This window comes from Shinella granuli, from assembly GCF_004341885.1.
Classification (GTDB): domain Bacteria; phylum Pseudomonadota; class Alphaproteobacteria; order Rhizobiales; family Rhizobiaceae; genus Shinella; species Shinella granuli.
The window spans coordinates 125,085-147,189 of sequence record NZ_SLVX01000001.1 but is presented as its reverse complement, the minus strand read 5'-3'; the positions used below and the strand labels follow the sequence as shown (position 1 = coordinate 147,189).

At 64.5% G+C, this 22,105-nt stretch carries 21 protein-coding genes; 10 read left to right on the top strand and 11 right to left on the bottom strand.

Going from position 1 to position 22,105, the window contains the following annotated elements; genetic code table 11:
* Positions 1–87 precede the first annotated feature (87 nt).
* A complete protein-coding gene (adh, locus tag EV665_RS00710) occupies positions 88–1,596 on the bottom strand; it encodes an aldehyde dehydrogenase (RefSeq protein ID WP_064330758.1) in 1,509 nt (502 codons plus the stop codon).
* A gap of 150 nt (positions 1,597–1,746) precedes the next feature.
* Positions 1,747–2,706, bottom strand: a complete 960-nt coding sequence (locus tag EV665_RS00705; protein WP_133032725.1) for a helix-turn-helix domain-containing protein — start codon at positions 2,704–2,706, stop codon at positions 1,747–1,749.
* Between the two features lie 235 nt (positions 2,707–2,941).
* Between EV665_RS00705 and EV665_RS00700 the strand changes: the two genes are divergently transcribed.
* Positions 2,942–4,132, top strand: a complete 1,191-nt coding sequence (locus tag EV665_RS00700) for a benzoate/H(+) symporter BenE family transporter (RefSeq protein ID WP_133032724.1) — start codon at positions 2,942–2,944, stop codon at positions 4,130–4,132.
* Between the two features lie 3 nt (positions 4,133–4,135).
* Here EV665_RS00700 and EV665_RS00695 read toward each other — a convergent pair whose 3' ends face one another.
* On the bottom strand, positions 4,136–5,590 hold the full coding sequence (locus EV665_RS00695; protein ID WP_133032723.1) for a hypothetical protein: 1,455 nt from the start codon (positions 5,588–5,590) through the stop codon (positions 4,136–4,138).
* A 247-nt stretch (positions 5,591–5,837) separates the two neighbouring features.
* On the opposite strand from EV665_RS00695, the gene EV665_RS00690 reads away from it, so the two are divergent.
* From EV665_RS00690 to pth, 4 genes are all read left to right on the top strand, one after another.
* A complete protein-coding gene (locus EV665_RS00690; protein ID WP_064330761.1) occupies positions 5,838–6,446 on the top strand; it encodes a 50S ribosomal protein L25/general stress protein Ctc in 609 nt (202 codons plus the stop codon).
* A gap of 234 nt (positions 6,447–6,680) precedes the next feature.
* Positions 6,681–9,068, top strand: coding sequence for an EAL domain-containing protein (locus EV665_RS00685; protein WP_133033049.1), 2,388 nt, complete (start codon positions 6,681–6,683; stop codon positions 9,066–9,068).
* A gap of 22 nt (positions 9,069–9,090) precedes the next feature.
* A complete protein-coding gene (locus EV665_RS00680; RefSeq protein ID WP_133032722.1) occupies positions 9,091–9,840 on the top strand; it encodes a substrate-binding periplasmic protein in 750 nt (249 codons plus the stop codon).
* 71 nt (positions 9,841–9,911) lie between these two features.
* Positions 9,912–10,628 (top strand): aminoacyl-tRNA hydrolase, encoded by a 717-nt coding sequence (pth, locus tag EV665_RS00675; RefSeq protein ID WP_133032721.1) that lies wholly within the window; start codon positions 9,912–9,914, stop codon positions 10,626–10,628.
* Positions 10,629–10,631: 3 nt separating this feature from the next.
* Here pth and EV665_RS00670 read toward each other — a convergent pair whose 3' ends face one another.
* Both EV665_RS00670 and clpS read right to left on the bottom strand, forming a co-directional pair.
* The gene (locus EV665_RS00670) at positions 10,632–11,015 is read right to left on the bottom strand and encodes a hypothetical protein (RefSeq protein ID WP_064330763.1); all 384 of its coding nucleotides are present in this window, start codon (positions 11,013–11,015) and stop codon (positions 10,632–10,634) included.
* A gap of 40 nt (positions 11,016–11,055) precedes the next feature.
* Complete coding sequence (clpS, locus tag EV665_RS00665) at positions 11,056–11,367, bottom strand: ATP-dependent Clp protease adapter ClpS (RefSeq protein WP_023513608.1); 312 nt, start codon at positions 11,365–11,367, stop codon at positions 11,056–11,058.
* A gap of 159 nt (positions 11,368–11,526) precedes the next feature.
* Here clpS and ychF point away from each other — a divergent pair, with 159 nt between their 5' ends.
* From ychF to EV665_RS00650, 3 genes are read left to right on the top strand one after another with little or no spacing between them, the layout of a single operon-like run.
* Positions 11,527–12,630, top strand: a complete 1,104-nt coding sequence (gene ychF / locus EV665_RS00660) for a redox-regulated ATPase YchF (protein WP_064330765.1) — start codon at positions 11,527–11,529, stop codon at positions 12,628–12,630.
* Between the two features lie 6 nt (positions 12,631–12,636).
* On the top strand, positions 12,637–13,113 hold the full coding sequence (locus EV665_RS00655) for a MaoC family dehydratase (protein ID WP_133032720.1): 477 nt from the start codon (positions 12,637–12,639) through the stop codon (positions 13,111–13,113).
* Complete coding sequence (locus EV665_RS00650; RefSeq protein ID WP_133032719.1) at positions 13,100–13,567, top strand: MaoC family dehydratase; 468 nt, start codon at positions 13,100–13,102, stop codon at positions 13,565–13,567. The genes EV665_RS00655 and EV665_RS00650 overlap by 14 nt, the downstream gene beginning before the upstream one ends.
* Before the next feature lie 193 nt (positions 13,568–13,760).
* Here EV665_RS00650 and EV665_RS00645 read toward each other — a convergent pair whose 3' ends face one another.
* From EV665_RS00645 to EV665_RS00625, 5 genes are all read right to left on the bottom strand, one after another.
* Positions 13,761–14,303 carry an adenine phosphoribosyltransferase gene (locus tag EV665_RS00645; protein ID WP_064330768.1) on the bottom strand — a complete coding sequence of 181 codons (543 nt, stop codon included), beginning with the start codon at positions 14,301–14,303 and terminating at the stop codon, positions 13,761–13,763.
* 107 nt (positions 14,304–14,410) lie between these two features.
* Positions 14,411–15,292 (bottom strand): cytochrome c1, encoded by an 882-nt coding sequence (locus tag EV665_RS00640; RefSeq protein WP_064330769.1) that lies wholly within the window; start codon positions 15,290–15,292, stop codon positions 14,411–14,413.
* A 27-nt stretch (positions 15,293–15,319) separates the two neighbouring features.
* Positions 15,320–16,588, bottom strand: coding sequence for a cytochrome b (locus tag EV665_RS00635; protein ID WP_064330770.1), 1,269 nt, complete (start codon positions 16,586–16,588; stop codon positions 15,320–15,322).
* Between the two features lie 14 nt (positions 16,589–16,602).
* Entirely contained in the window at positions 16,603–17,181 is a 579-nt protein-coding gene (gene petA / locus EV665_RS00630) for a ubiquinol-cytochrome c reductase iron-sulfur subunit (RefSeq protein WP_084437973.1), read from the bottom strand.
* A 264-nt stretch (positions 17,182–17,445) separates the two neighbouring features.
* On the bottom strand, positions 17,446–19,314 hold the full coding sequence (locus EV665_RS00625; RefSeq protein WP_133032718.1) for an ABC transporter ATP-binding protein: 1,869 nt from the start codon (positions 19,312–19,314) through the stop codon (positions 17,446–17,448).
* A gap of 111 nt (positions 19,315–19,425) precedes the next feature.
* On the opposite strand from EV665_RS00625, the gene EV665_RS00620 reads away from it, so the two are divergent.
* Entirely contained in the window at positions 19,426–19,725 is a 300-nt protein-coding gene (locus EV665_RS00620) for a type II toxin-antitoxin system RelE/ParE family toxin (protein ID WP_133032717.1), read from the top strand.
* Position 19,726: 1 nt separating this feature from the next.
* Positions 19,727–20,017: an addiction module antidote protein gene (locus tag EV665_RS00615; protein WP_133032716.1), complete on the top strand. Its 291-nt coding sequence runs from the start codon at positions 19,727–19,729 to the stop codon at positions 20,015–20,017.
* Positions 20,018–20,056: 39 nt separating this feature from the next.
* On the opposite strand, the gene EV665_RS00610 is transcribed toward EV665_RS00615, so the two are convergent.
* Entirely contained in the window at positions 20,057–21,910 is a 1,854-nt protein-coding gene (locus EV665_RS00610) for an ABC transporter ATP-binding protein (protein WP_133032715.1), read from the bottom strand.
* Positions 21,911–22,105 lie beyond the last annotated feature (195 nt).

Genomic DNA, 22,105 nt, shown 5'->3' with positions numbered 1-22,105 from the left:
GAGAGGGATGGAGCGGGGAGCGACGGCGGACAGGGCTCCCGCGCCCGTTGCACGCCTTCTCCGGGGGGTGGAGAAGGAGGCGGTCGCTCAGAAGAAACCGAGCGCCTTGGGAGAGTAGCTGACCAGCATGTTCTTGGTCTGCTGGTAGTGGTCGAGCATCATCTTGTGCGTCTCGCGGCCGATGCCCGACTGCTTGTAGCCGCCGAAGGCCGCATGGGCCGGGTAGGCGTGGTAGCAATTGGTCCAGACGCGGCCGGCCTGGATGTCGCGGCCGAAATGGTAGCAGCGGTTCGCATCGCGGCTCCACACGCCCGCGCCGAGGCCGTAGAGCGTGTCGTTGGCGATGGAAAGCGCCTCCGCATCGTCCTTGAAGGTCGTGACCGAGACGACCGGCCCGAAGATCTCCTCCTGGAAGATGCGCATCTTGTTGTGGCCGCGGAAGACGGTCGGCTTGACGTAGTAGCCGCCGGAGAGATCGCCGCCCAGATCGTTGCGGCCACCGCCGGTCAGCACTTCCGCGCCTTCCTGCTTGCCGATGTCGATATAGGAGAGGATCTTCTCCAGTTGCTCGGAGGACGCCTGCGCGCCGATCATCGTCGCCGTGTCGAGCGGGTTGCCCTGCACGATCTTCTCGACGCGCTTGACGGCCTTCTCCATGAAACGGTCGTAGATCTTCTCGTGCACCAGCGCGCGGCTCGGGCAGGTGCAGACCTCGCCCTGGTTCAGCGCGAACATCGCAAAACCTTCGAGCGCCTTGTCGAGATAGTCGTCATCCTCGTTCATCACGTCGGCGAAGAAGATGTTCGGCGACTTGCCACCCAGCTCCAGCGTCACCGGAATGAGGTTCTGGCTGGCATATTGCATGATCAGGCGGCCGGTCGTCGTCTCGCCGGTGAAGGCGATCTTGGCGATACGCGGGTTGGAGGCGAGCGGCTTGCCGGCTTCGAGGCCGAAACCGTTGACGATGTTGAGCACGCCGGCAGGCAGGAGGTCGCCGATGAGTTCCGCCCAGACGAGGATCGAGGACGGCGTCTGTTCGGCCGGCTTCAGCACCACGCAGTTGCCGGCAGCGAGCGCCGGAGCGAGCTTCCAGGCGGCCATCAGGATCGGGAAGTTCCACGGGATGATCTGGCCGACGACGCCGAGCGGCTCGTGGAAGTGATAGGCGATCGTGTCATGGTCGACCTCGCCGATCGTGCCTTCCTGGGCCCGGACGCACGAGGCGAAGTAGCGGAAATGATCGATGGCGAGCGGAATGTCGGCCGCCATGGTCTCGCGCAGCGGCTTGCCGTTGTCCCAGGTCTCGGCCTTGGCGAGGAGTTCGAGATTGTCCTCCATGCGCTGGGCGATCTTCATCAGGATGTTGGAGCGCTCGGTGGTGGAGGTGCGGCCCCACTTGTCCTTGGCGGCGTGGGCGGCGTCGAGGGCGAGCTCGATATCGGCGGCGTCGGAACGGGCGATCTCGCAGAGCTTGCCGCCGGTGATCGGCGTGATGTTGTCGAAGTAGCGGCCCGCGACCGGCTCCTTCCACTCGCCGCCGATGAAGTTGCCGTACTTTGCCTTGTACGGATTTTCGACGATCTTCTGGTGCAACATGTCATTCCTCCCATATAGGCCCCGGATGGGCCGTCGGAGAGGATGGTGCGGCGCTTCGGCCGATTGCGGTAGAGGGTGAAGGACGATGGCAGCGGCGACTGTTTCAGAATTGAGACAGGCCGGTGCGACAGCCTGTGCTGCGCTGCAATATCAGTTGATCGAGAGCTTCTTCATCTTTCGGTACAGCGTCGCCCGGCTGATGCCGAGCAGGTCGGCGGCCTGGCTGACATTGCCCCCGGCACGCGTCAGCACGCGGCGCAGCGCCGCGCGCTCCGCATCGTCGAGATCGCGCCCGTCCTCCGCCCGGTCCTCGTGCAGGAGATCGGAGGCGGCAACGCCCATGGCGATGCGCCGGTCGTCGAGGCCGAGCACCTGGCGCGCGGCGCGTGTTGCGCCCAGCACGAGGTCGTCGCGGTCGACGGCGAGCAGCGCCGGCGCGGTGCGGCCCTCGACGGGCACGAGCAGGATGCGGGCGGCCGCGAAGGCGCGACGGAAGAGGCCCGCCTCGATACGGGCGGCGGCATCGCGGACGGCCTGTGAGAGGATCGACATGGTCATCTCGCCCGCATCGTCGCGGCAGGTGGAGATGTCGATGGCGGCGGCAATGCGCCCGGTATGGTCACGAATCGGCGCGGTGGTGCAGGACAGGCCCGTATTCTGCGAGAGGAAATGCTGGTCGCGCAGGATGAGCACCGGCCGCTCGTCGGCGAGCGCCGTGCCGATGCCGTTGGTGCCGACACTCGCCTCGCTCCACACCGTGCCGGACCAGAGCCCGACGCCGCGGAAGTCCCGATCGTCGCCTGCCGCCCCGCGCCGCTCGAGCGCGATGCCGTTCTCGTCCGTCAGAAGCAGGCAGCAGCCCGCCTTGCCGACCGTGGCGAACAGCCGGTCGATCTCGCCCCGCGCCTCCTCGATCAGCACGCTGGAGCGCGCCCGCGCCTGCCGGAATTCCGGTTCGCTCAGCCGCCAGGGCGTGCGTACCTCCTCGGGGGAAAGGCCGTGCAGCATGAGGCAGCGGCGCCAGGAGGCGGCCACAGGCGAACTTGCCGCCGCCGACGCATGGGCCACCACGGTCTGCACATGATCTGCGTGATCGAAACGCATGGGCATCCGCTCTCCTCCCCGAAAGCTTCGACCGATCGTCGCGCCAGAATACAACGCTCAATGACTATACTCACGTTTGCACCTGCGGGTCCAGCAGGACAAAGGTCCAAGACGCGGCAGCTCGACTGCGCTGGAGCAGAAACCTCCCCCGACGTACCGGCCCTGCCCGCGTCGAAACCCTGTTCCCAAGCCGCCCGGCGCCTGTTACCAGTGCCCATTCCTTTCCAGTATTGATCTTGCCATGTTTCGTGATTTTTCCGCCCAAGCCCTGTTCATGGGCCTGCTCACCGCCTTCGTCGGTTTCGCCAGTTCCTTCGCCGTCGTGCTGCACGGGCTGACGGGCGTCGGCGCAACGGAAGCGCAGGCGGCCTCCGGCCTGATGGCGCTCTCCGTGTCGATGGGCCTGTGCGCCATCGTTCTCAGCGCCGCAACGCGGCTTCCCATCTCCATCGCCTGGTCGACGCCAGGCGCGGCGCTGCTGGCCAGCTCCGGCGCGGTGGAGGGCGGCTTTGCGACGGCGGTCGGCGGCTTTCTCGTCTGCGCGGTGCTGATCGTCATCGCAGGTCTCTGGAAGCCGCTCGGCCGCATGGTCGCGGCAATCCCGGCAACGCTCGCCAATGCGATGCTGTCGGGCGTCCTCATCGGCCTCTGCTTCGCCCCGGTGAAGGCCATCGCCTTCGATCCGCTGCTCGGCCTGCCGATCGTTCTTGCCTGGGTGGTCGTCGGCAGCATCAACCGGCTTTATGCCGTGCCCGCGGCGCTTGCCGCCTTCGTCGTGGTGCTCGCCTTCGGCATCGACATTCCCGAAGGCGCCCTTTCCGGCCTTGCCGACGCCCTGCTGCCGCGGCCGGAGATCGTCGCGCCCGTCTTCAACGTCGCCGGGCTCGTCGGCATCGCGCTGCCGCTCTTCATCGTCACCATGGCCTCCCAGAACATTCCGGGCATCGCCGTGCTGAAGGTCAACCACTACGAGCCCAGCCCCGGCCCGCTCTTTGCCGTCACCGGCGTCTTCTCGCTGCTGTCGGCCCCCTTCGGCGGCCATGCGGTCAACCTGGCCGCCATCACCGCCGCCATGTGTGCCGGCAGCGACGCACATCCCGACCCCGCCAGGCGCTACTGGTCGGCGATCAATGCCGGCGTCTTCTACGTGATCTTCGGGCTTGCCGCGGGCGCCGTCACGGCCTTCGTCAGCCTCGCCCCGCCGATCCTCATCCAGGCCGTCGCCGGCCTTGCGCTGATCAGCGCCTTCGCCGGCTCGGCGCTCAACGCCTTCCACGCCGTGGAAGGGCGCGAGGCGGCGGCGGTGACCTTCCTCGTCACCGCCTCGGGCGTCTCCTTCGCCGGCATTTCCGGCGCCTTCTGGGGGCTGATCGCCGGCGGGCTGATGCTGGCGCTCGCCCGCCTCACCGCAAGGCGCCGCGCAAGGCCCTGATCCCTACTGCTGGAACGGCAGCGGCTGGCCGTTGATCAGCACCTTGCCGTCCTCGCCGACCTTGACGTCCCAGGCCTGCGCGCCGCCGCCGGCATCGCGCGCAAGGCCCTTCATCATCAGCAGACCGAAGGCCGCCTGGCCGAATTGCGGCACGGTGGCGGCGTTCTTCTGGAGATAGGCGACCGTCTTGTCGAAGTTGCGCATGGTCAGCGTCACCTCGGCGCTGTGCCGGTCCTTCTGCTCGGGATAGACCAGCATGTTGCCGGCAAGGTGCACGTCGTAGATCGGCGAGACGGCGGAAACCTCCTCGAATTGCACGGTCATCGCGCCACCCGGCAGGATGATTCGGCCGATTTCCTTGTTCTGCTCTTCCGTCAGCGGCTCGGACCTGGTGAAGTCCGCATGATCGATGAGGTAGTTGACCGCGCCGGCAAGATCGAGATTGGCAACCGCCGCCTTGAAGGTCGCGCGCTCCGGCACCGCCTCCGCGAAGGCCGCGGGCAGGATGCCGGCGGGCGGCCTGGGTTTCTCCACGCCGAACCCGAAGCCGACGCGGGTGGAATGGGCAATGCCGTTCATGTCGATGACATAGCTGACGCTCTCGGCGCCGAACGTGCCCTGCTCCGTGCCAACAGTGACATTGGAGGCCTTGATCGTCTCGGTGAGATTGTCGAAGACCGGCAGGGCACCCCGCAGCAGGTCCTTCAGCCGCGCCGCATCCGCCGCCTCCAGCCTGTCCTTGTGCATGTTGTCGAGCACGAAGAAGACGAGGTCCTGCACCACCCTGTTGCGCGCGCCGTCCATGCTGACATCGATGTCGACCGTATCGGCACCGATATCGATCCGGCCGTTCGCCCCGCCGGTGATCGTCTCGGCAAAGGCCTTCATCACGCCGGTGCTGGATATGTCGAGGATGCCCTCGCCCTTCTTCTCGGCGGCAAGGCGCATCGCCATCCCGCCGAAGCTCGCCGTGATGCTCTCCTGCGGCGAGGTGCTGGTGAAGGCGATCTTCTCGGCCGTCCAGTCGGCGGAGGTGAAATAGAGAATGTCGGGGTCGTAGATGCCGTCGAGCTTCATCGAGGCGATGATATAGGAGAAGGAATTCTTGCCCGGCGCGACATCGACGGACCCCTTGATGTCGAAACTGTCGCTTGCCTCGACGCGGTAGGTGCCTTCGGGCATGGGCCGCAGATAGGCCGTCATCGGCTTGAGCCCTTCGACCGTCACCGCCCGGGACGTGTTCTTTTCCAGGAGCACCGCCGGGTTGAAGCGCAGCTCGTAAAACGAGGTCGCCGCCTTGACGGTGACGAGACCGGCCTCGATCATGTCCTGTGGCAGGTAGCGCGTGAGCTTCTGCTGGATGCTGTCGGCCTCGGCCGGCGAAACCGCCTGGGCGAAGGCCGCGCTTGCGGATGCCAGCGAGAACGCGGCCGAGGCCATCAGGATCTGTCGTCTCATCGTGGCCTCCTTCGCCGAACCGGATCCATGCGAACATCCAATCGCGGCGACGTTGTGTCAATCCGGCCGCGCGATCCGGTCGCGGGGCCTTGCATTTCCGGGCGTTCTCGTTTATCGAGCCCCCGTCCGCGTAGACACCCTTGGAGGCAACGTGGATGAGGCTTTCACGAAATCCTCAAGCTTTTTGCGGCAGCAGGGCGATCCCTGCCTGCGAAGGGCTCTCCAGTAACACATGAAAGGTAAAGCCATGAGCCACGACACTTACGAGCTCAAGGCCGAGACGCGCGAACGGGTTGGTAAGGGGTCCTCCCGTGAACTTCGCCGCAACGGCCTTATTCCCGCAGTCATTTACGGCGACAAGCAGGCCCCGCTCTCCATCGCCGTCTCGACCAAGGACGTCACCCAGCGCATCCACGCCGGCGGCTTCAAGACGACCGTCGCGACGATCGACGTCAACGGCGAGAAGATCAAGGTCCTGCCGAAGGACTACCAGTTGGATCCGGTCCGCGACTTCACGATGCATGTCGACTTCCTCCGCGTTTCGGGCGACACCCACGTCGTGGTCGAAGTTCCGGTTCACTTCGTCAACGAAGAGAAGTCCCCGGGCATCAAGGCCGGCGGCGTCCTGAACATTGTTCGCCACGCTGTCGAACTGCACGTCCTGGCCGGCAACATTCCGGAATTCATCACGGCTGATCTCGCTGGCCTGAAGGTCGGCGACGGCATCCACATCTCGAACGTCAAGCTGCCGAAGGGCACGAGCCCGGTCATCGCCGACCGCGACTTCACGATCGCCACGATCGCTGTCCCGGCTGCCGGCGTGAAGGAAGAAGAAGTAACGGAAGCCTCCGAGTAATCGGTTCCGTTCTGAAGACGTCAAAAACCCCGCATCCCACCGGATGCGGGGTTTTTCTTTGCCCGCCTCCCGCCGCTTCCGTTGCGGGAAGCCTGAATTATCAGCACTTTTCCGAATTGCGATTTCAGCAACATTTAAGACTTTGATGAAAGTCTAGGCCTCAAGCTGACGAAAGCCAAAGAGGGGCGTTATGGGCGGGCTTGGCATCATGGCAGGGGGGCAACCGGCATGAAAATGCATTCGGTGGAGAGCCGCTTCATCGCCATCGTCATCGGCGCCCTGCTCATCTTCGTCGCCCCGCTTTTCGCCCTCTTCCTGATCCTTTCGTCCGACCGCGTCGCGCGCGAGCGCCTGCAGAACACCGAAGTGCTGCTTGCGGCCAATGTCCAGGCGCTCGGCAAGCCGTTGTGGGATTTTGACAAGGAAAGCGTCGACCAGATCGTCGGCGCGCTGCAGGCCGATGCCGACATCGCCTTCGTGCATGTGCGCGACACGTCCGATGTCATCGACATCCAAATGCCTGCCGCCCGTCCCGACCCGGATGACGCCCGCTCGATCGTCAAGGCCGACATCCTCTACAAGGCGAATGACGGCATCAAGAAGGTCGGCACGGCGGAGATCTGGATCCGCAAGGAGGGCCTGCTCTCGCGCTTTTCGAAGGACGAGATGAGCATCTTCGCCATCTTCTTCTTCGCCGTGGCGACGCTCTTCACCGCCGCCATCATCGGCAACCGCATCACCATCATCCGCCCCCTGATGCGGCTGACGGCGGCCATCGAGGCGACGCGCCGGCTCGGCTCGCGCCACCATGTCGACTGGACGTCGAACGACGAGATGGGCGCGCTCGCCCATAATTTCAACGAGATGCAGAGCAAGCTGGAGCGCGAGGAGAAGGAGCTGAAGCTCGCCCATGCCCGCGCCACCGACATCTACAACCTCACGCCGGCCATGCTCTTCTCCATCGACGCGGACAACCGCATCACCGCCGTCAGCGACTACTGGCTGACGGCGACCGGCTATCGCCGCGCCGCGGTGATCGGCCAGGAATTCACCGATTTCGTCGCCGAGGACTGGCGCGAGACCTATCGCAGGCGCCACGACGAGAACAGCGCGGACGGCGGCATCTGCGAGGCGACGGTGCGCTTCCGCTGCGCCGACGACAGCATGATCGACGTGCTGATCCTGGAAACCGGCGTTGCGGCCAGCAGCAGCCGCCAGGCGCTGTCGCTGTCCGTCATGACCGATGTCACCGACCTCAAGGAGGCGGAGAACCGCAACCACCGCCAGGCGATCACCGATCACCTGACGGGCCTGCTCAACCGGCAGGGTTTCGAATCGGTGCTCGACGAGCTGATCGGCGATGTCGACAAGCTCGGCCAGCAGCTCGCCTGCCTCTTCGTCGACCTCGACCGCTTCAAGTGGATCAACGACAATCTCGGCCATGCCGCCGGCGACGAGGTGCTCTGCCAGGTGGCGGCGCGCCTGCGCCGGCAGCTTCGCGCGGGCGACCGCATCGCCCGTCTCGGCGGCGACGAATTCGCCATCCTGCTCGCCGCGCCCGATGCCCGCCAGCTCGCCATGGATGTCAGCGAGCGGCTGGTCGCAAGCCTGCGCACGCCGCTCACCGTCAATGGCGCCGAGCTCAATGTCAGCGCCAGCATCGGCGTTGCCGTCTATCCCGACCACGCAGAGACGGCGGCCTGCCTGCTGCAGAAGTCGGACATGGCCATGTATGCGCGCAAGCGCAGCGGCAAGAACGGCGTGCAGCTCTTCGACAACAACATGGTGGACATTGCCCGCAAGCGGCTGGAAACCGAACAGTTCATCGACCAGGGCCTGCGTGACGACTGGTTCACCGCCCATCTCCAGCCGATCGTCTCGCTTGCCGACGGGCGCGTGGCCGGCTTCGAGGCGCTGATGCGCCTCAACCATCCCGAACGCGGCCTGCTGCCGCCGGCCGAGATCATCGGCATTGCCGAGGAGAACGGCTCGATCGGCCGCATCGGCGATTGCATCCTGTCGAAGTCGATCGCAAGCCTCGCCGTCATCTCCCGGCTGGAGGGGCTCGCCGACAGCTATCTCGCCGTGAACTTCTCGCCCCTGCAGTTCGAGCCCGCCCTGCCCACCCGCCTTGCCGCCCTGCTGCTGGAGCACGGCATCACGCCGTCGCGCATCGTGGTGGAAATCACCGAGGCCGTGCTGATGCTCGACAATCCCGTCGTGCGCGAGGTGCTCGACGCGCTCTCCGACCTCGGCTGCCGCATCGCGCTCGACGATTTCGGCACCGGCTATTCCTCGCTGTCCTATCTCAACCGCTTCCCCGTCGATATCGTCAAGGTCGACCAGTCCTTCACCCGTTCGCTCTCCTCCGACCAGCCGGACGTGCGCCGCAAGAGCCGCATGCTGGTGGAGGGCATCCGCACCATCTCGCACCAGATGGGCTGCGCCGTCGTGGCGGAGGGCATCGAGACGACGGAACAGTGGGACATCCTCCAGGCGATGCAGGTGGAATTCGGCCAGGGCTATCTCCTGAGCCGTCCTCTCCCGCTTGACGCACTCCTGGAAAAGCTGGACGAATTCACGATGGCGGAAAAGCCGGAACGCCGGGCCGCCGCCTCCTGACGAAGGACAGAGGGACGAGACGATGAAGACGCTGCTCTTGACGCTTTGCCTGTCGCTCGCTCCCCTTTCCGCACCGCTTGCCGAAACCCTGCATTTCGTGACGGAGGAATACGCGCCCTTCAACTATTCCAAGGACGGCAGGATCACCGGCATCGCCGTCGAGCAGGTCGAGGCGATCGCCAAGGCGGTCGGCATCGACTACACGATCGAGATCATGCCCTGGGCCCGCGCCTTCGCCATGGCGGAAAACCAGCCGATGAACTGCGTCTTCACGACCGGCTACAACCGCGACCGCGCCGACCGCTTCGCCTGGGTCAATCCGCTCCTGAAGGACGAGATGGTGCTCCTGAAACGCAAGGACGGCAGCAAGGGGCCGGCAAGCACGCGCGAGGCGCTCGCCATGAAGGTCGGTTCGCAGCGCGGCGACTTCGCCGTGGAAGCGCTCGAAGAGCTCGGCTTCAAGGACATCGACCTTGCCACCGACATCGACATCTCCGTGCGCAAGCTGCTCTCCGGCCGCATCGACCTGATGCCGACCTCGATCAAGACCTATGAGAACCTGGTCAACCAGGGCCAGCCAGTCGAAAAAGCCATGCTGATGGCCGGCCAGATCTACGGCCTCGCCTGCCACAAGGACACGCCGCCCGAGCTCATCGAGCGGCTGCAGGCGGCGCTCGACCAGCTCATCGTCAGCGGCGAGCAGGATCGCATCTTCACCGCCTACGGCCTGCCGCCGAACACGCGCACGGCCGACGGCGGCGCGAAGAAATGAACGCGGACGGTTGACTTCCGGCCGCTTTCGCGGTGGTGAAGGCCGGACAGATCCTTTTGACGGACCATTCCATGCAGATCATCGCGGGGCTCGGCAATCCGGGCGCAAAATATGCGGGCAACCGCCACAATATCGGCTTCATGGCGCTGGACGCGATCCACCGCAAGAACCCGTTCTCGCCCTGGTCGAAGAAGTTCAAGGCGGAAATCTCGGAGGGCGAGCTTGCCGGCGAGAAGGTGCTGCTCGTCAAGCCGCAGACCTTCATGAACCTTTCGGGCGAATCCGTCGGCGAGGCGATGCGCTTCTACAAGCTCGCCCCGAAAGACATCGTCGCGATCTACGACGAACTGGACCTCGCCCCCGGCAAGGCGCGCATCAAGGTCGGCGGCGGCCATGGCGGGCACAACGGCATCAAGTCGATCGACGCCCATTGCGGCAAGGACTACCGGCGCCTGCGCCTCGGCATCGGCCATCCGGGCGTGAAGGAGCTCGTCACCAACCATGTGCTCGGCGATTTCGCAAAGGCCGATCACGTCTGGCTCGACCCGCTGCTCGACGAACTCGCCCTCAATGCCGACATGCTGGTGCGGGGGGAGGATTCGCAACTGATGAACAAGCTGGCGCTCGCCACCGGCAGCAAGCCGGACGCGGAAAAGGCGCCCGCGCAGAAGCCGGCAGGTCAATCCCATATCCGCCAGGCGCGCAACCACGCCCAGCCGAAGATCCTGCCGACGACGGGGCCGATGGCGGAGATGCTGAAGAAGCTGCTCGGCAACAAGGGCGAGTAGGACCTACAGCCAGCGGATCGTTTCGAGCCGGTAGAGGAAAAGGTCCCACAGCCAGGCGAGCGCCGTCTCGATGCCCTGCGCGACGAGGCCCGAGGCACCGTCGGAAAACAGCATGACGGCGAGGCCGGCAAGGCCGCAACCGACCGTCGCGTTCCGGAAATTCCGCCAGGAATCGAGCCGGTAGTAGCCGGCATCGTCATATTCGGTGCCGAAAATCCGGTCGTTCCAGCCGTAGCCGTCGCTGATGGCGAGATCGAGCATCGGCCGGTCGGAAAGCCGGTCGGGAAAGACATTGAAGACCGCGCGGCAGACGTGCCCGATCGCCCCCACAAGAAGGAAGAACACGAAGGCGACGGCATAGTGCCAGGTGGCGGCTTCTTCGATCATGGCAGCACCATAAACAGAAACCGCTAATATCCGATGAAGCCTATTCCTCCGGCTCGGTCTGGAAGAGCAGCGGGAAGCCCGCCTCCTTGGCAAGGTCCGTCGCTTCCTTCGCCTTGGTCTCGGCAATGTCGCGGGCGCAGACGACGACCACGGCCGTGCCCATCTTGTGTGCGGTCATCATGACGCGATAGCTCGTCTCCTCCGCCATGCGGAAGACGGCCTTCAGCACCAGCGTCACGAATTCCCGGGGCGTATAGTCGTCGTTGACGAGAATGACCTTGTAGAGCTTCGGCCGCTCCAGCTTCGGCTCCGTCACGGTTTTCGGGGTCAGGGTCGTGTCACCATTGCTGATGGGAAGCTCCTCGTACTCCGGCTTCGAGCGGTGTGGGGCCTATTGTGCACGGCAGGAGGGGTGACTTCAAGGCCCCGCGCGGCCGAAGCCCTTGACCCTGCCCCCGCCATCCCCCATAGCGATGGCAACGATTTTCTTAAGACGAATGGACCACCTTCCATGGGCTTCAAATGCGGTATCGTCGGTCTGCCGAATGTCGGCAAGTCGACCCTCTTCAACGCGCTGACCAAGACGGCGGCGGCGCAAGCGGCCAACTATCCCTTCTGCACCATCGAGCCGAACACCGGCGAAGTGGCGGTTCCCGATCCGCGCATGAAGGCGCTCGCCGCCATCGCCGGTTCCAAGGAGATCATCCCGACCCGCATCTCCTTCGTCGACATCGCCGGCCTCGTGCGCGGCGCGTCCAAGGGCGAAGGCCTCGGCAACAAGTTCCTCGCCAACATCCGCGAGGTCGATGCGGTCGTGCATGTGCTGCGCTGCTTCGAGGACGATGACATCACCCATGTCGAGGGTCGCATCAACCCGGTGGGCGACGCCGACACGATCGAGACCGAGCTGATGCTCGCCGACCTCGAAAGCCTGGAGCGCCGGCTTGAGCAGACGCGCAAGCGCGCCACCGGCAAGGACAAGGATTCCCTCGCGCAGCTCCCGATCATGGAAGCCGTGGTGAAGCTGCTCAACGAAGGCAAGCCGGCCCGCCTTCTCCTGAAGACGCTGGCGCCCGAGGAGATCGAGGTCCTGAAGGGCCTCAACCTCCTCACCTCGCACCCGGTCCTCTATGTCTGCAACGTCGCGGAGGCCGACGCCTCGACCGGCAACAAGCACACCGAGGCCGTCGCCGCCATGGCGAAGGAACAGGGCGCCGAATGCGTCATCATCTCGGCGGCGATCGAATCCGAGGTGGCGCAGCTTCCCGAGGAGGAAGCAGCCGAATTCCTCTCCGCGCTCGGCCTCGAGGAAGCGGGCCTCGACCGGCTCATCCGCGCCGGCTACCACCTGCTCGACCTCATCACCTATTTCACCGTCGGCCCGAAGGAGACCCGCGCCTGGACCATCGTGCGCGGCACCAAGGCCCCGCAGGCCGCCGGCGTCATCCACACGGATTTCGAACGCGGCTTCATCCGCGCCTTCACCATCTCCTATGACGACTACATCGCCTACAAGGGCGAAGTCGGCGCCAAGGAAGCCGGCAAGGGCCGCGACGAAGGCAAGGAATACGTGGTTGAGGACGGCGACGTCATCCACTTCCGCTTCAACACGTAAGCGACCATGACGGACGCGCGCCTGACCTTCGAGGATTTCACGCCCGGCCGCCGCTTCGACCTCGCGGAGCGGACGCTGACGGCGGACGAGATCGTCGCCTTCGCGCGGGAATTCGATCCCCAGCCCATGCATCTCGACGAGGAAGCCGGCCGCGCCAGCATCCTCGGCGGGCTCGCCGCGTCCGGCTGGCACACCAGCGCCGTCATGATGCGCATGCTCTACGAGGCCTATATCCGCGGCTCGACCTCGGAAGGCTCGCCCGGCGTCGACCGGATGGAATGGAAGCGCCCGGTGCTCGCCGGCGACACGCTCGGCGGCCATTGCGAGGTGCTGGATGCGCGCGCCTCGCGCTCGCGGCCGGAGATCGGCATCGTGCGCATGCGCGCCACGGTGACGAACCAGCGCGGGGAAACCGTCGCGCTCTGCGAATATAGCAACATGATGCGCCTTGCCGAAAAGGGAGCCGACCATGCGCATGGCTGAGCTCTACGCCTTCGGGGAGGCCATCGAGATCGGCAGCCTCACCTTCACGGCCGAGGACATCATCCGCTTCGCCGGGGATTTCGACCCGCAGCCCTTCCATCTCGACGCGGAACTGGCCAGGCGCGCGCTGTTCGGCGGCCTCTGCGCCTCCGGCTGGCATTCCTCTGCCGGCTGGATGAAATGCTTCGTGCCCTTCTGGCTCGGTGAATGCAAACGGCTCGCCGCCGAGGGCCACACGCCCCCGCAACTCGGCCCCTCCCCGGGCTTCACGAACCTGCGCTGGCTGAAGCCGGTCTTCGCCGGCGACACGATCACCTATTCGGTGACGCTGACCGCCTCGCGCGAGCTTGCCTCGCGGCCGGGCCGGCTGGTCAATACGATACTCTGCGCGGGAAAGAACCAGAACGATGAGCCGGTCATCCGCTTCGAAAGCACGGTTCTGGAATTCGTCTGAACCGCACGCGGTTTGCCCCTCACCCTACCCCTCTCCCCGCAAGCGGGGAGAGGGAACTTGCCCCACGAGTCCTAATATTTCCAGGAAACCGGCGCGGCATATCCCTTCTCCCCGCTTGCGGGGAGAAGGTGGCCGGCAGGCCGGATGAGGGGCGAGACCGCCGCCACAGATGATAGATCGCGGGCTGCCGCCCTCAATGCCCGTCGAACGCCACCAGCGTCCGAACTTCCACGCCCAACGCCTCCAGCTTCTTCCGCCCGCCGAGCTCCGGCAGGTCGATGACGAAACAGGCCGCGACGATATCCGCCCCGATCTGGCGCAGCAGCTTCACCGCCGCCTCCGCCGTGCCGCCGGTGGCGATCAGGTCGTCGACGAGGATGACCTTCTCGCCCGGCTTGATGGCGTCCTTGTGCATCTCCATCTCGTCAACGCCGTATTCCAGGCTGTAGGCGATGCGCACGGTCTCGTGCGGCAGCTTGCCCTTCTTGCGGATCGGCACGAAACCGGTCGAGAGCTGATGCGCCATGGCGCCGCCGAGGATGAAGCCGCGCGCCTCGATGCCGGCGACCTTGGAGATGCCGATGCCCGCATAGGGATGCACCAGCTCGTCCACCGCGCGGCGGAAGGCCCGCGGATTGCCGAGCAGCGTGGTGATGTCGCGGAACATGACGCCGGGCTTGGGATAGTCCGGGATGTTGCGGATCGCGGCGACGAGTTCGTTTTCGAGTGTGGACATGGGAATTCCGACTGCGGAGGGCTTTTTCCGGTTATTGCAGGTGCGCCACCGCCCCACAACAAAAAAGGCGGCCCGGAGGCCGCCTTTCGACAGAGCGGTGAGACCGCTCAGTGTTCCTTGTTCGCGTAGACCGACTTCTTCGTCAGGTAGATCAGGCCGGTGAAGATCACCAGGAAGACCATGACCATGAAGCCGGTGCGCTTGCGGTCCTCCAGGTGCGGCTCGGCGGCCCACATCAGGAAGGCGGAAACGTCATGCGCATACTGGTCGACCGTCTGCGGCGAACCGTCGTCATAGGTGACCTGGTCGTCGGAGATCGGCTTGGCCATGGCGAGCGCCGCGGCATTGGCGAAGTACGGGTTGTAGTGCGTGCCTTCGGCGACCTCGACATGCGCCGGCGGCTCTTCGTCGTAGCCGGTCAGCAGCGAGTAGATGTAGTCCGGGCCGCCTTCCTGGTACTGGGTGAAGATGTCGAAGACGAACTGCGGGAAGCCGCGGGTGATGCCGCGCGCCTTGGCGATCAGCGAGAAGTCCGGCGGGGCTGCGCCATTGTTCGAAGCGGCAGCCGCCTCGTGGTTGGCGTAGGGCGACGGGAAGTAGTCGGACGGAACGGCCTTGCGGGTGAACATCTCACCGTCGCTGTTCGGGCCGTCCTCGACCTCGTAGTTCGCCGCGAATGCCTTCACCTGGGCTTCCGAGTAGCCGAGGCCTTCCAGCGTGCGGAAGGAGACGAGGCTCATCGAGTGGCAGGCAGAACAGACTTCGGTATAGACCTTCAGGCCGCGCTGGAGCTGGCCCTTGTCATACTTGCCGAACGGGCCTGCGAAGCTCCAGTCCTGCTCCTTGGGCTTGTGGATCGGGTAGTGCGGCGTGGCGTGCTCCGCCTCCGCACCGCCGGCAGCGGCATGGTCTTCCTGCGCCGTGGCGAAGGAGATGCCGAGACCGGCGACGAGCGCGAGCGACAGAATGCCTGCAACAAGCTTTTTCATTGTCATGGTTCCTTTCGTCGCTCGCTATCAGGCCTTGGCCGCCTTGGCGTTCTTCTTTTCCAGAACCGCTTCCGTGATCGAATTCGGAATGCGCTTCGGGGTTTCGATCAGGCCGAGAACCGGCATGAGGACGATGAAGAAGCCAAAGTAGTAGACCGTGCCGAGCTGCGAGAGGATGACGTAGATGCCTTCGGCGGGCATGGCGCCGAGCCAGCCGAGCATGATGGCATTGGCCACGAACAGCCAGAAGAACAGCTTGTACCACGGACGGTAGACGGCGGAGCGAACCTTGGAGGTGTCGAGCCACGGCAGGAAGAAGAGGATGATGATCGAGCCGAACATCACCAGGACGCCGCCCAGCTTGGAGTCGATCGGGCCGATGTTGAAGGTGATGGCGCGCAGCATCGCGTAGAACGGCAGGTAGTACCATTCCGGAACGATGTGGGCGGGGGTCTTCAGCGGGTCGGCCGGGATATAGTTGTCCGGGTGGCCGAGGTAGTTCGGCATGTAGAAGATGAACCAGGCGAAGACGATCAGGAAGACCGAAACGCCGAGGGCGTCCTTCAGCGTCGCATAGGGCGTGAAGGCGACCGTGTCGGTCTTGGACTTCACCTCGACGCCGGTCGGGTTCGTCTGGCCGGTGACATGCAGCGCCCAGATGTGCAGGACGACGACGCCGGCGATCATGAACGGCAGCAGGTAGTGCAGCGCGAAGAAGCGGTTCAGCGTCGGATTGTCGACCGCAAAACCGCCGAGCAGGAACTGCTGGATCCACTCGCCGACCCACGGGAAGGCCGAGAAGAAGCCGGTGATGACGGTCGCGCCCCAGAAGGACATCTGGCCCCAGGGCAGAACGTAGCCCATGAAGCCGGTCGCCATCATCAGGAGGTAGATGACCACGCCGAGGATCCAGAGGATTTCACGCGGCGCCTTGTAGGAGCCGTAGTAGAGGCCGCGGGCGATGTGGAGATAGACCGCGATGAAGAAGAAGGACGCGCCGTTGGCGTGCATGTAGCGCAAGAGCCAGCCGTGATTCACGTCGCGCATGATCTTCTCGACCGAGTTGAACGCGACGGTGGTTTCGGCGGCGTAGTGCATGGCCAGCACGATCCCGGTCAGGATCTGCACGATCAGCATCACCGACAGCATGGCGCCGAAGGTGTAGGCATAGTTCAGGTTGCGCGGGACCGGGTAGGACACGAAGCTGTCATGGATCATGCGCGGCAGAGGCAGGCGCGAATCGACCCATTTTTCGATGCCAGTCGTCGGCTGGTAGGTGGAATGTTCAGCACTCATTATCAGGTGTCCCCTCAACCGATCTTGATGACTGTGTCGGATACGAACGAGAAGGTCGGCACGGGCAGGTTCTCGGGGGCCGGACCCTTACGAATACGACCGGCGGTATCGTAGTGAGAACCATGGCAGGGACAGAACCATCCGCCGAAATCGCCGGCCTGGCCGAGCGGCACACAGCCGAGATGGGTGCAGGAGCCGATCATGACGATCCAGTTCTCCTTGCCCTCGCCGGCGGAGCGGTCGAGGTCCGTCGCCTGGGCGTCGGATGCGATATTGGCGTTACGCGCGACCGGATCCTTGAGGTCGGAAAGCTGAACGGCTTTCGCCTCTTCGACTTCCTTGTCCGTACGGTTGCGGATGAAGACCGGCTTGCCGCGCCACTTGGCCGTCAGCGACATGCCGGGCGTCAGGCTGGAGACATCGACCTCGATGGAGGCGAGCGCCAGCGTGGACGCGTCCGGACGCATCTGGTCGATGAACGGCCAGGCAACCGCAACGCCGCCCACGACGCCCGCCATACCGGTGGTCAGGTAAAGAAAATCGCGGCGAGTGGGCTCGCCCAGGGATTCGCTTGTTGTCTCGTGTTCGCTCACGGCTAAACCATCCTCTCACGCAAAGTCTGCGGAAAACCGCAACGCCCCTTTGGAAACCGGCAAGATCCGGACACAATACGGCCATAGATTCCCCGTCAATCCGGCGCGTTCTATGCTTGATCGCAAATTATGTCCAGCCTTGGCAAGGGGAGGTGGGCACATTGTCGCGGGAAAAACGGGGCATCTTGACAAGGCGCAGGCATCGCCTTGAACCTCCAGCGCTTCCCGGCTCAAAAAGCGTGTGAGAAACGACGCTTTGCGGCCCTATTGCGCCGCTTCCTCATGGCCGAGGAACCCGCCCGACTGGCGCGACCAGAGATCCGCATAGAGCCCGCCGCGCGCGACGAGTTCCGCATGGGTCCCCTCCTCCACGATATGGCCGCGATCCATGACGATCAGCCGGTCGAGCGCGGCGATGGTGGACAGGCGATGGGCGATGGCGAGCACGGTCTTGCCGCGCATCAGGCGTTCGAGGTTGGACTGGATCGCCGCCTCGACCTCCGAATCGAGCGCGGACGTCGCCTCGTCGAGCACGAGGATCGGCGCGTCCTTCAGCATGACGCGGGCAATGGCGATGCGCTGGCGCTGGCCGCCCGACAGCTTGACCCCGCGCTCGCCGACATGGGCGTCGTAGCCTTTGCGGCCGCGCTGGTCTTCGAGATCACAGATGAAGTCGTACGCCTCGGCTTTCTTCGCCGCCTCGATCATCTCGGCCTCGCTGGCATCCGGATTGCCGAAGAGGATGTTGTCGCGGATCGAGCGATGCAGCAGCGCGGTGTCCTGGCTGACCATGCCGATATTGGCGCGCAGGCTCTCCTGCGTGACGCCGGCGATATCCTCTCCGCCCACAAGGATCCGCCCGCCTTCGAGATCGTAGAAGCGCAACAGCAGGTTGACCAGCGTCGACTTGCCGGCGCCGGAACGCCCGACGATGCCGACCTTCTCGCCCGGCCGGATCGACAGCGTCAGGTCGTCGATGACGCCGGAGGCGCGGCCGTAGTGGAAGCGGATGGCCTCGAAGCGGATTTCCGGGCGCACGACCTTCATTTCCGTCGCATCCGGCTTGTCGACGAGGCCGATCGGCTGGGAGATGAGGTCGGCGGAATTCTGGATCGTGCCGATATTGCGCATGATGCTGTTGAGCTGCGTCATCAGCCGGTTGAGCAGGAAATTCAGCCTGAGCACCAGCGCCATGGTGAAGGCGACGGCCCCGGAACTGGCAACGCCGCCGAGCCACAGATGGATCGAGAGCACCGCCATGGCGACGATCATCAGGCCCGAGACGAAGGCCATCGAGGCGCGCACGCCCGTCAGGAAGCGGGTGAAATCGAGCGTGGTCTTCTGGAAGATGTCGAAGCCGCTGCGCATGTAGCGGTCGTTCGCCTCGTCGCGCCCGAACAGTTTTAGCGTCTGGATGTTGGAATAGGCATCGACCATGCGGCCGCTGAGCATGGACGCGGCTTCGGCGGTCTGGCGCGAATGTTCGCGGATGCGCGGCACGAAGTAGCGCGCCAGCACGGAGAAGACCACGAGCCACACGCCGAGCACGGCGGCAAGCCGCCAGTCGAGCCCGCCGAGCAGCACCAGCGTCGAGGCCGTGTAGATCGTCACGAACCAGACGCTTTCCATGAAGGAGGTGATGACATCGCCCGTCGCCTGCCCCGCCGACCAGACCTTCGTGACGATGCGGCCGGAAAAATCGTTCTGGAAGAAGGAGAGCGACTGGCGCGCGACATGCACATAGGATTGCCAGCGCACCAGGTTGTAGAAGCCGGGCGTGATGACCTGCTGGTCGACGAGCGCCGTGAGGAACGTGACGAGGAAGCGCACGAGGCCGATCAGGCCGAGCATCATCAAAAGCTCCGGCCCGTGGGCGGCCATGAGCCCGCTCCACCCGTCCGCAGGCTTCACCGTCGCCAGGATATCGACCAGCCGCCCAACGAACCAGAAGGTCGCCGCCTCGATGCCCGCCGTGACGCCGCCGAGCACCAGCATCGCCGCAAACGGCGCCTTCGCCTGCCCGACATAGAACCAGATGAAGGCGAGAAGACCCTGCGGCGGGCGAAGGTCATCCCGCCGCGCGAAGGGCTGAATCCAGTTCTCGAACCAGGAGAAGAGCGGGCGGAAGATCATGCCTCCGATATAGGCGGTTTTTGACGGGGGACAAATTAAAGATTGGAAAGGTGGGAGCATATTGAAGCACCCTTGATATTCGGCGATTGTAATATTAAAGTTACTATCTCAATGACGCTCCTGATCAAGCAGACGGATACATTTCGCAAATGGGAGCGGGCGCTCGGTGATCGCAAAGAACGCGCGCTGATCGCCGCCCGGCTGAACCGGATCGCCTACGGCCTTTTCGGCGACGTCAAATCCGTCGGTGACGGCGTCAGCGAAATCCGCATCCACCATGGGCCCGGATATCGCATCTATTTCACGCGCAGGGGCGAAGAAATCATCGTGCTGCTCTGCGGCGGCGACAAGGGTTCCCAGAAACGGGATATCGCCGCCGCCAAGACCCTGGCAGCCCAATTGGACACCTGAGATGAACGAAACATTGCACACCTATGATCCGGCAGAGGCTTTGACTTCAGACGAAGCCGTCGACGTCTTCATGAAGGACGCCTTCGAAACGGGCGATGCGGGTTATATCGCGCATGCCCTCGGCGTCGTCGCGCGGGCCAGGGGCATGAGCAAGGTCGCGGAAGAAACCGGCCTCGCCCGGGAAGCGCTCTACCGCTCGCTTGCCAGCGACGGCAATCCGACCCTCAAGTCCATGCTGACGGTCATGCGCGCCCTCGGACTTGAGCTGACGTCAAAGCGCGCCGGCACTTGATAGAAGCATCCCCGCCCATCAGGCGGGGATGCGCTTTGCCTACTCCGCCGCCACTTCCGCCTCGGCATCATCGGCGATGAAGCCGCCGGACTGGCGGGTCCACAGGTCGGCATAGATGCCGCCCTTCGCGACGAGTTCGGCATGGGTGCCGGTCTCGTGCAGGCGGCCCTTGTCGAGAACGACAAGACGATCCATCTCGGTCAGCGTCGACAGGCGGTGGGCGATCGCGATTACCGTCTTGCCCTGCATCAGGGCGAAGAGGTTTTCCTGGATCGCCGCCTCGACCTCCGAATCGAGCGCCGAGGTCGCCTCGTCCAGCACCAGGATCGGCGCGTCCTTGAGGAAGACGCGGGCGATCGCGATGCGCTGGCGCTGGCCGCCGGAGAGCTTGACGCCGCGCTCGCCGACCTGGGCATCGAGGCCCGTGCGGCCGTGCTGGTCGGCGAGACCCTCGATGAACTCCCAGGCATTGGCGCGCTTCGCCGCCTCGATGATCTCCGCATCGCTCGCCTCCGGCTTGCCGTAGGCGATGTTCTCGCGGATCGAACGGTGCAGCAGGGAGGTATCCTGCGTGACGACACCGATCTGCGAGCGCAGGCTGTCCTGCGTCACCGTCGCGATGTCCTTGCCGTCGATGGTGATCTTGCCGGATTCGAGGTCGTAGAAGCGCAGCAGCACGTTCATCAGTGTCGTCTTGCCGGCGCCGGAGCGGCCGACGAGACCGACCTTCTCCCCTGCCCCGATCGTGAGGGACAGGTCCTCGATCACGCCCTTGTTCTTGCCGTAGTGGAAGCGGACATGATCGAAGTCGATCGCCCCCCTGGCGGCCGGCAGGGCCGGCGCCTGCGGCGCATCCTTGATGTCGTGCGGGCGCGTCATCATGCCCATGCCGTCATAAACCGTGCCGATATTCTCGAAGAGCGCGGTCACTTCCCACATCACCCACTGCGACATGCCATTGATGCGCATGGCAAGGCCGATGGCCACCGCAACGGCGCCGACCGAGACATCGCCCGTCATCCAGAAATAGATGCCGATGGCCGCCGTGAAGAACATCGTGACGACGTTGTTGATGTCGATCGTGATGTTGAACAGCGTGATCAGCCGCATCTGCTTGTGCACGGTGACCAGGAACTCGTCCATGCCTTCGCGGGCATAGGTCTCCTCCCGGCCGGCATGCGAGAACAGTTTTACCGTCGCGATGTTGGTGTAGCTGTCGACGATCCGGCCCGTCATCATCGAGCGCGCATCGGCCTGCTCGCGGGAGATCACCATGAGCTTCGGCACGAAGTGGCGCAGGATGCAGACATAGATGACGAACCATACGAGCAGCGGCACGACGAGGCGCAGGTCCGCCGAGGCGATGACCGCGATCATCGAGATGAAGTAGCTCACCACATAGATGAAGACGTCGATGATCTTCATCACCGTCTCGCGCACGGCAAGCGAGGTCTGCATGACCTTCGTCGAGACGCGGCCGGCGAACTCGTTGGAGAAGAAGGTCATGCTCTGGCGGATCAGGTAGCGATGCATCTGCCAGCGGGCGATCATCGGGAAATTGCCCGCGAGCGCCTGGTGCATGGTCAGCGTGTGCAGCGCGCCGAAACCCGGAATGACGATAAGCAGCAGCACCGCCATCCAGATCAGCGTGCCGCCCTCGCGGGCAAGGAACGTGTTCGGATCGCTGTTGGACAGCCAGTCGATGATGTTGCCGAGGAACTGGAACAGCACGACTTCCGCAATCCCGAGCAGCATGGAGCAGAAGCCGAGCAGCGCCAGCCAAGGCGCGGCCGGGCGCGTATAATGCCACAGGAAGGCGAAAAGGCCCTTCGGAGGCAGCGAGGGCGCCTCGGAAGGATAGGGATTCAAACGTCTTTCGAACCAGCCGAACATGGCTTTCTCCGTAATAGAAAGACGGAACCGGCACGGACGGCGCAAAACGGGCGCGGTCGGGAACGGGGTTCCGGTAGGATTGCCGTGGGGCGACGAAAAGCGTCACACGACGAAGTAAAATGAAGAGACGATGGGAATTTGGTGGCGAAACGCCTACGCGAGAAGAGGCGTCAATCCAGCCGGGAGGCGTGGTCG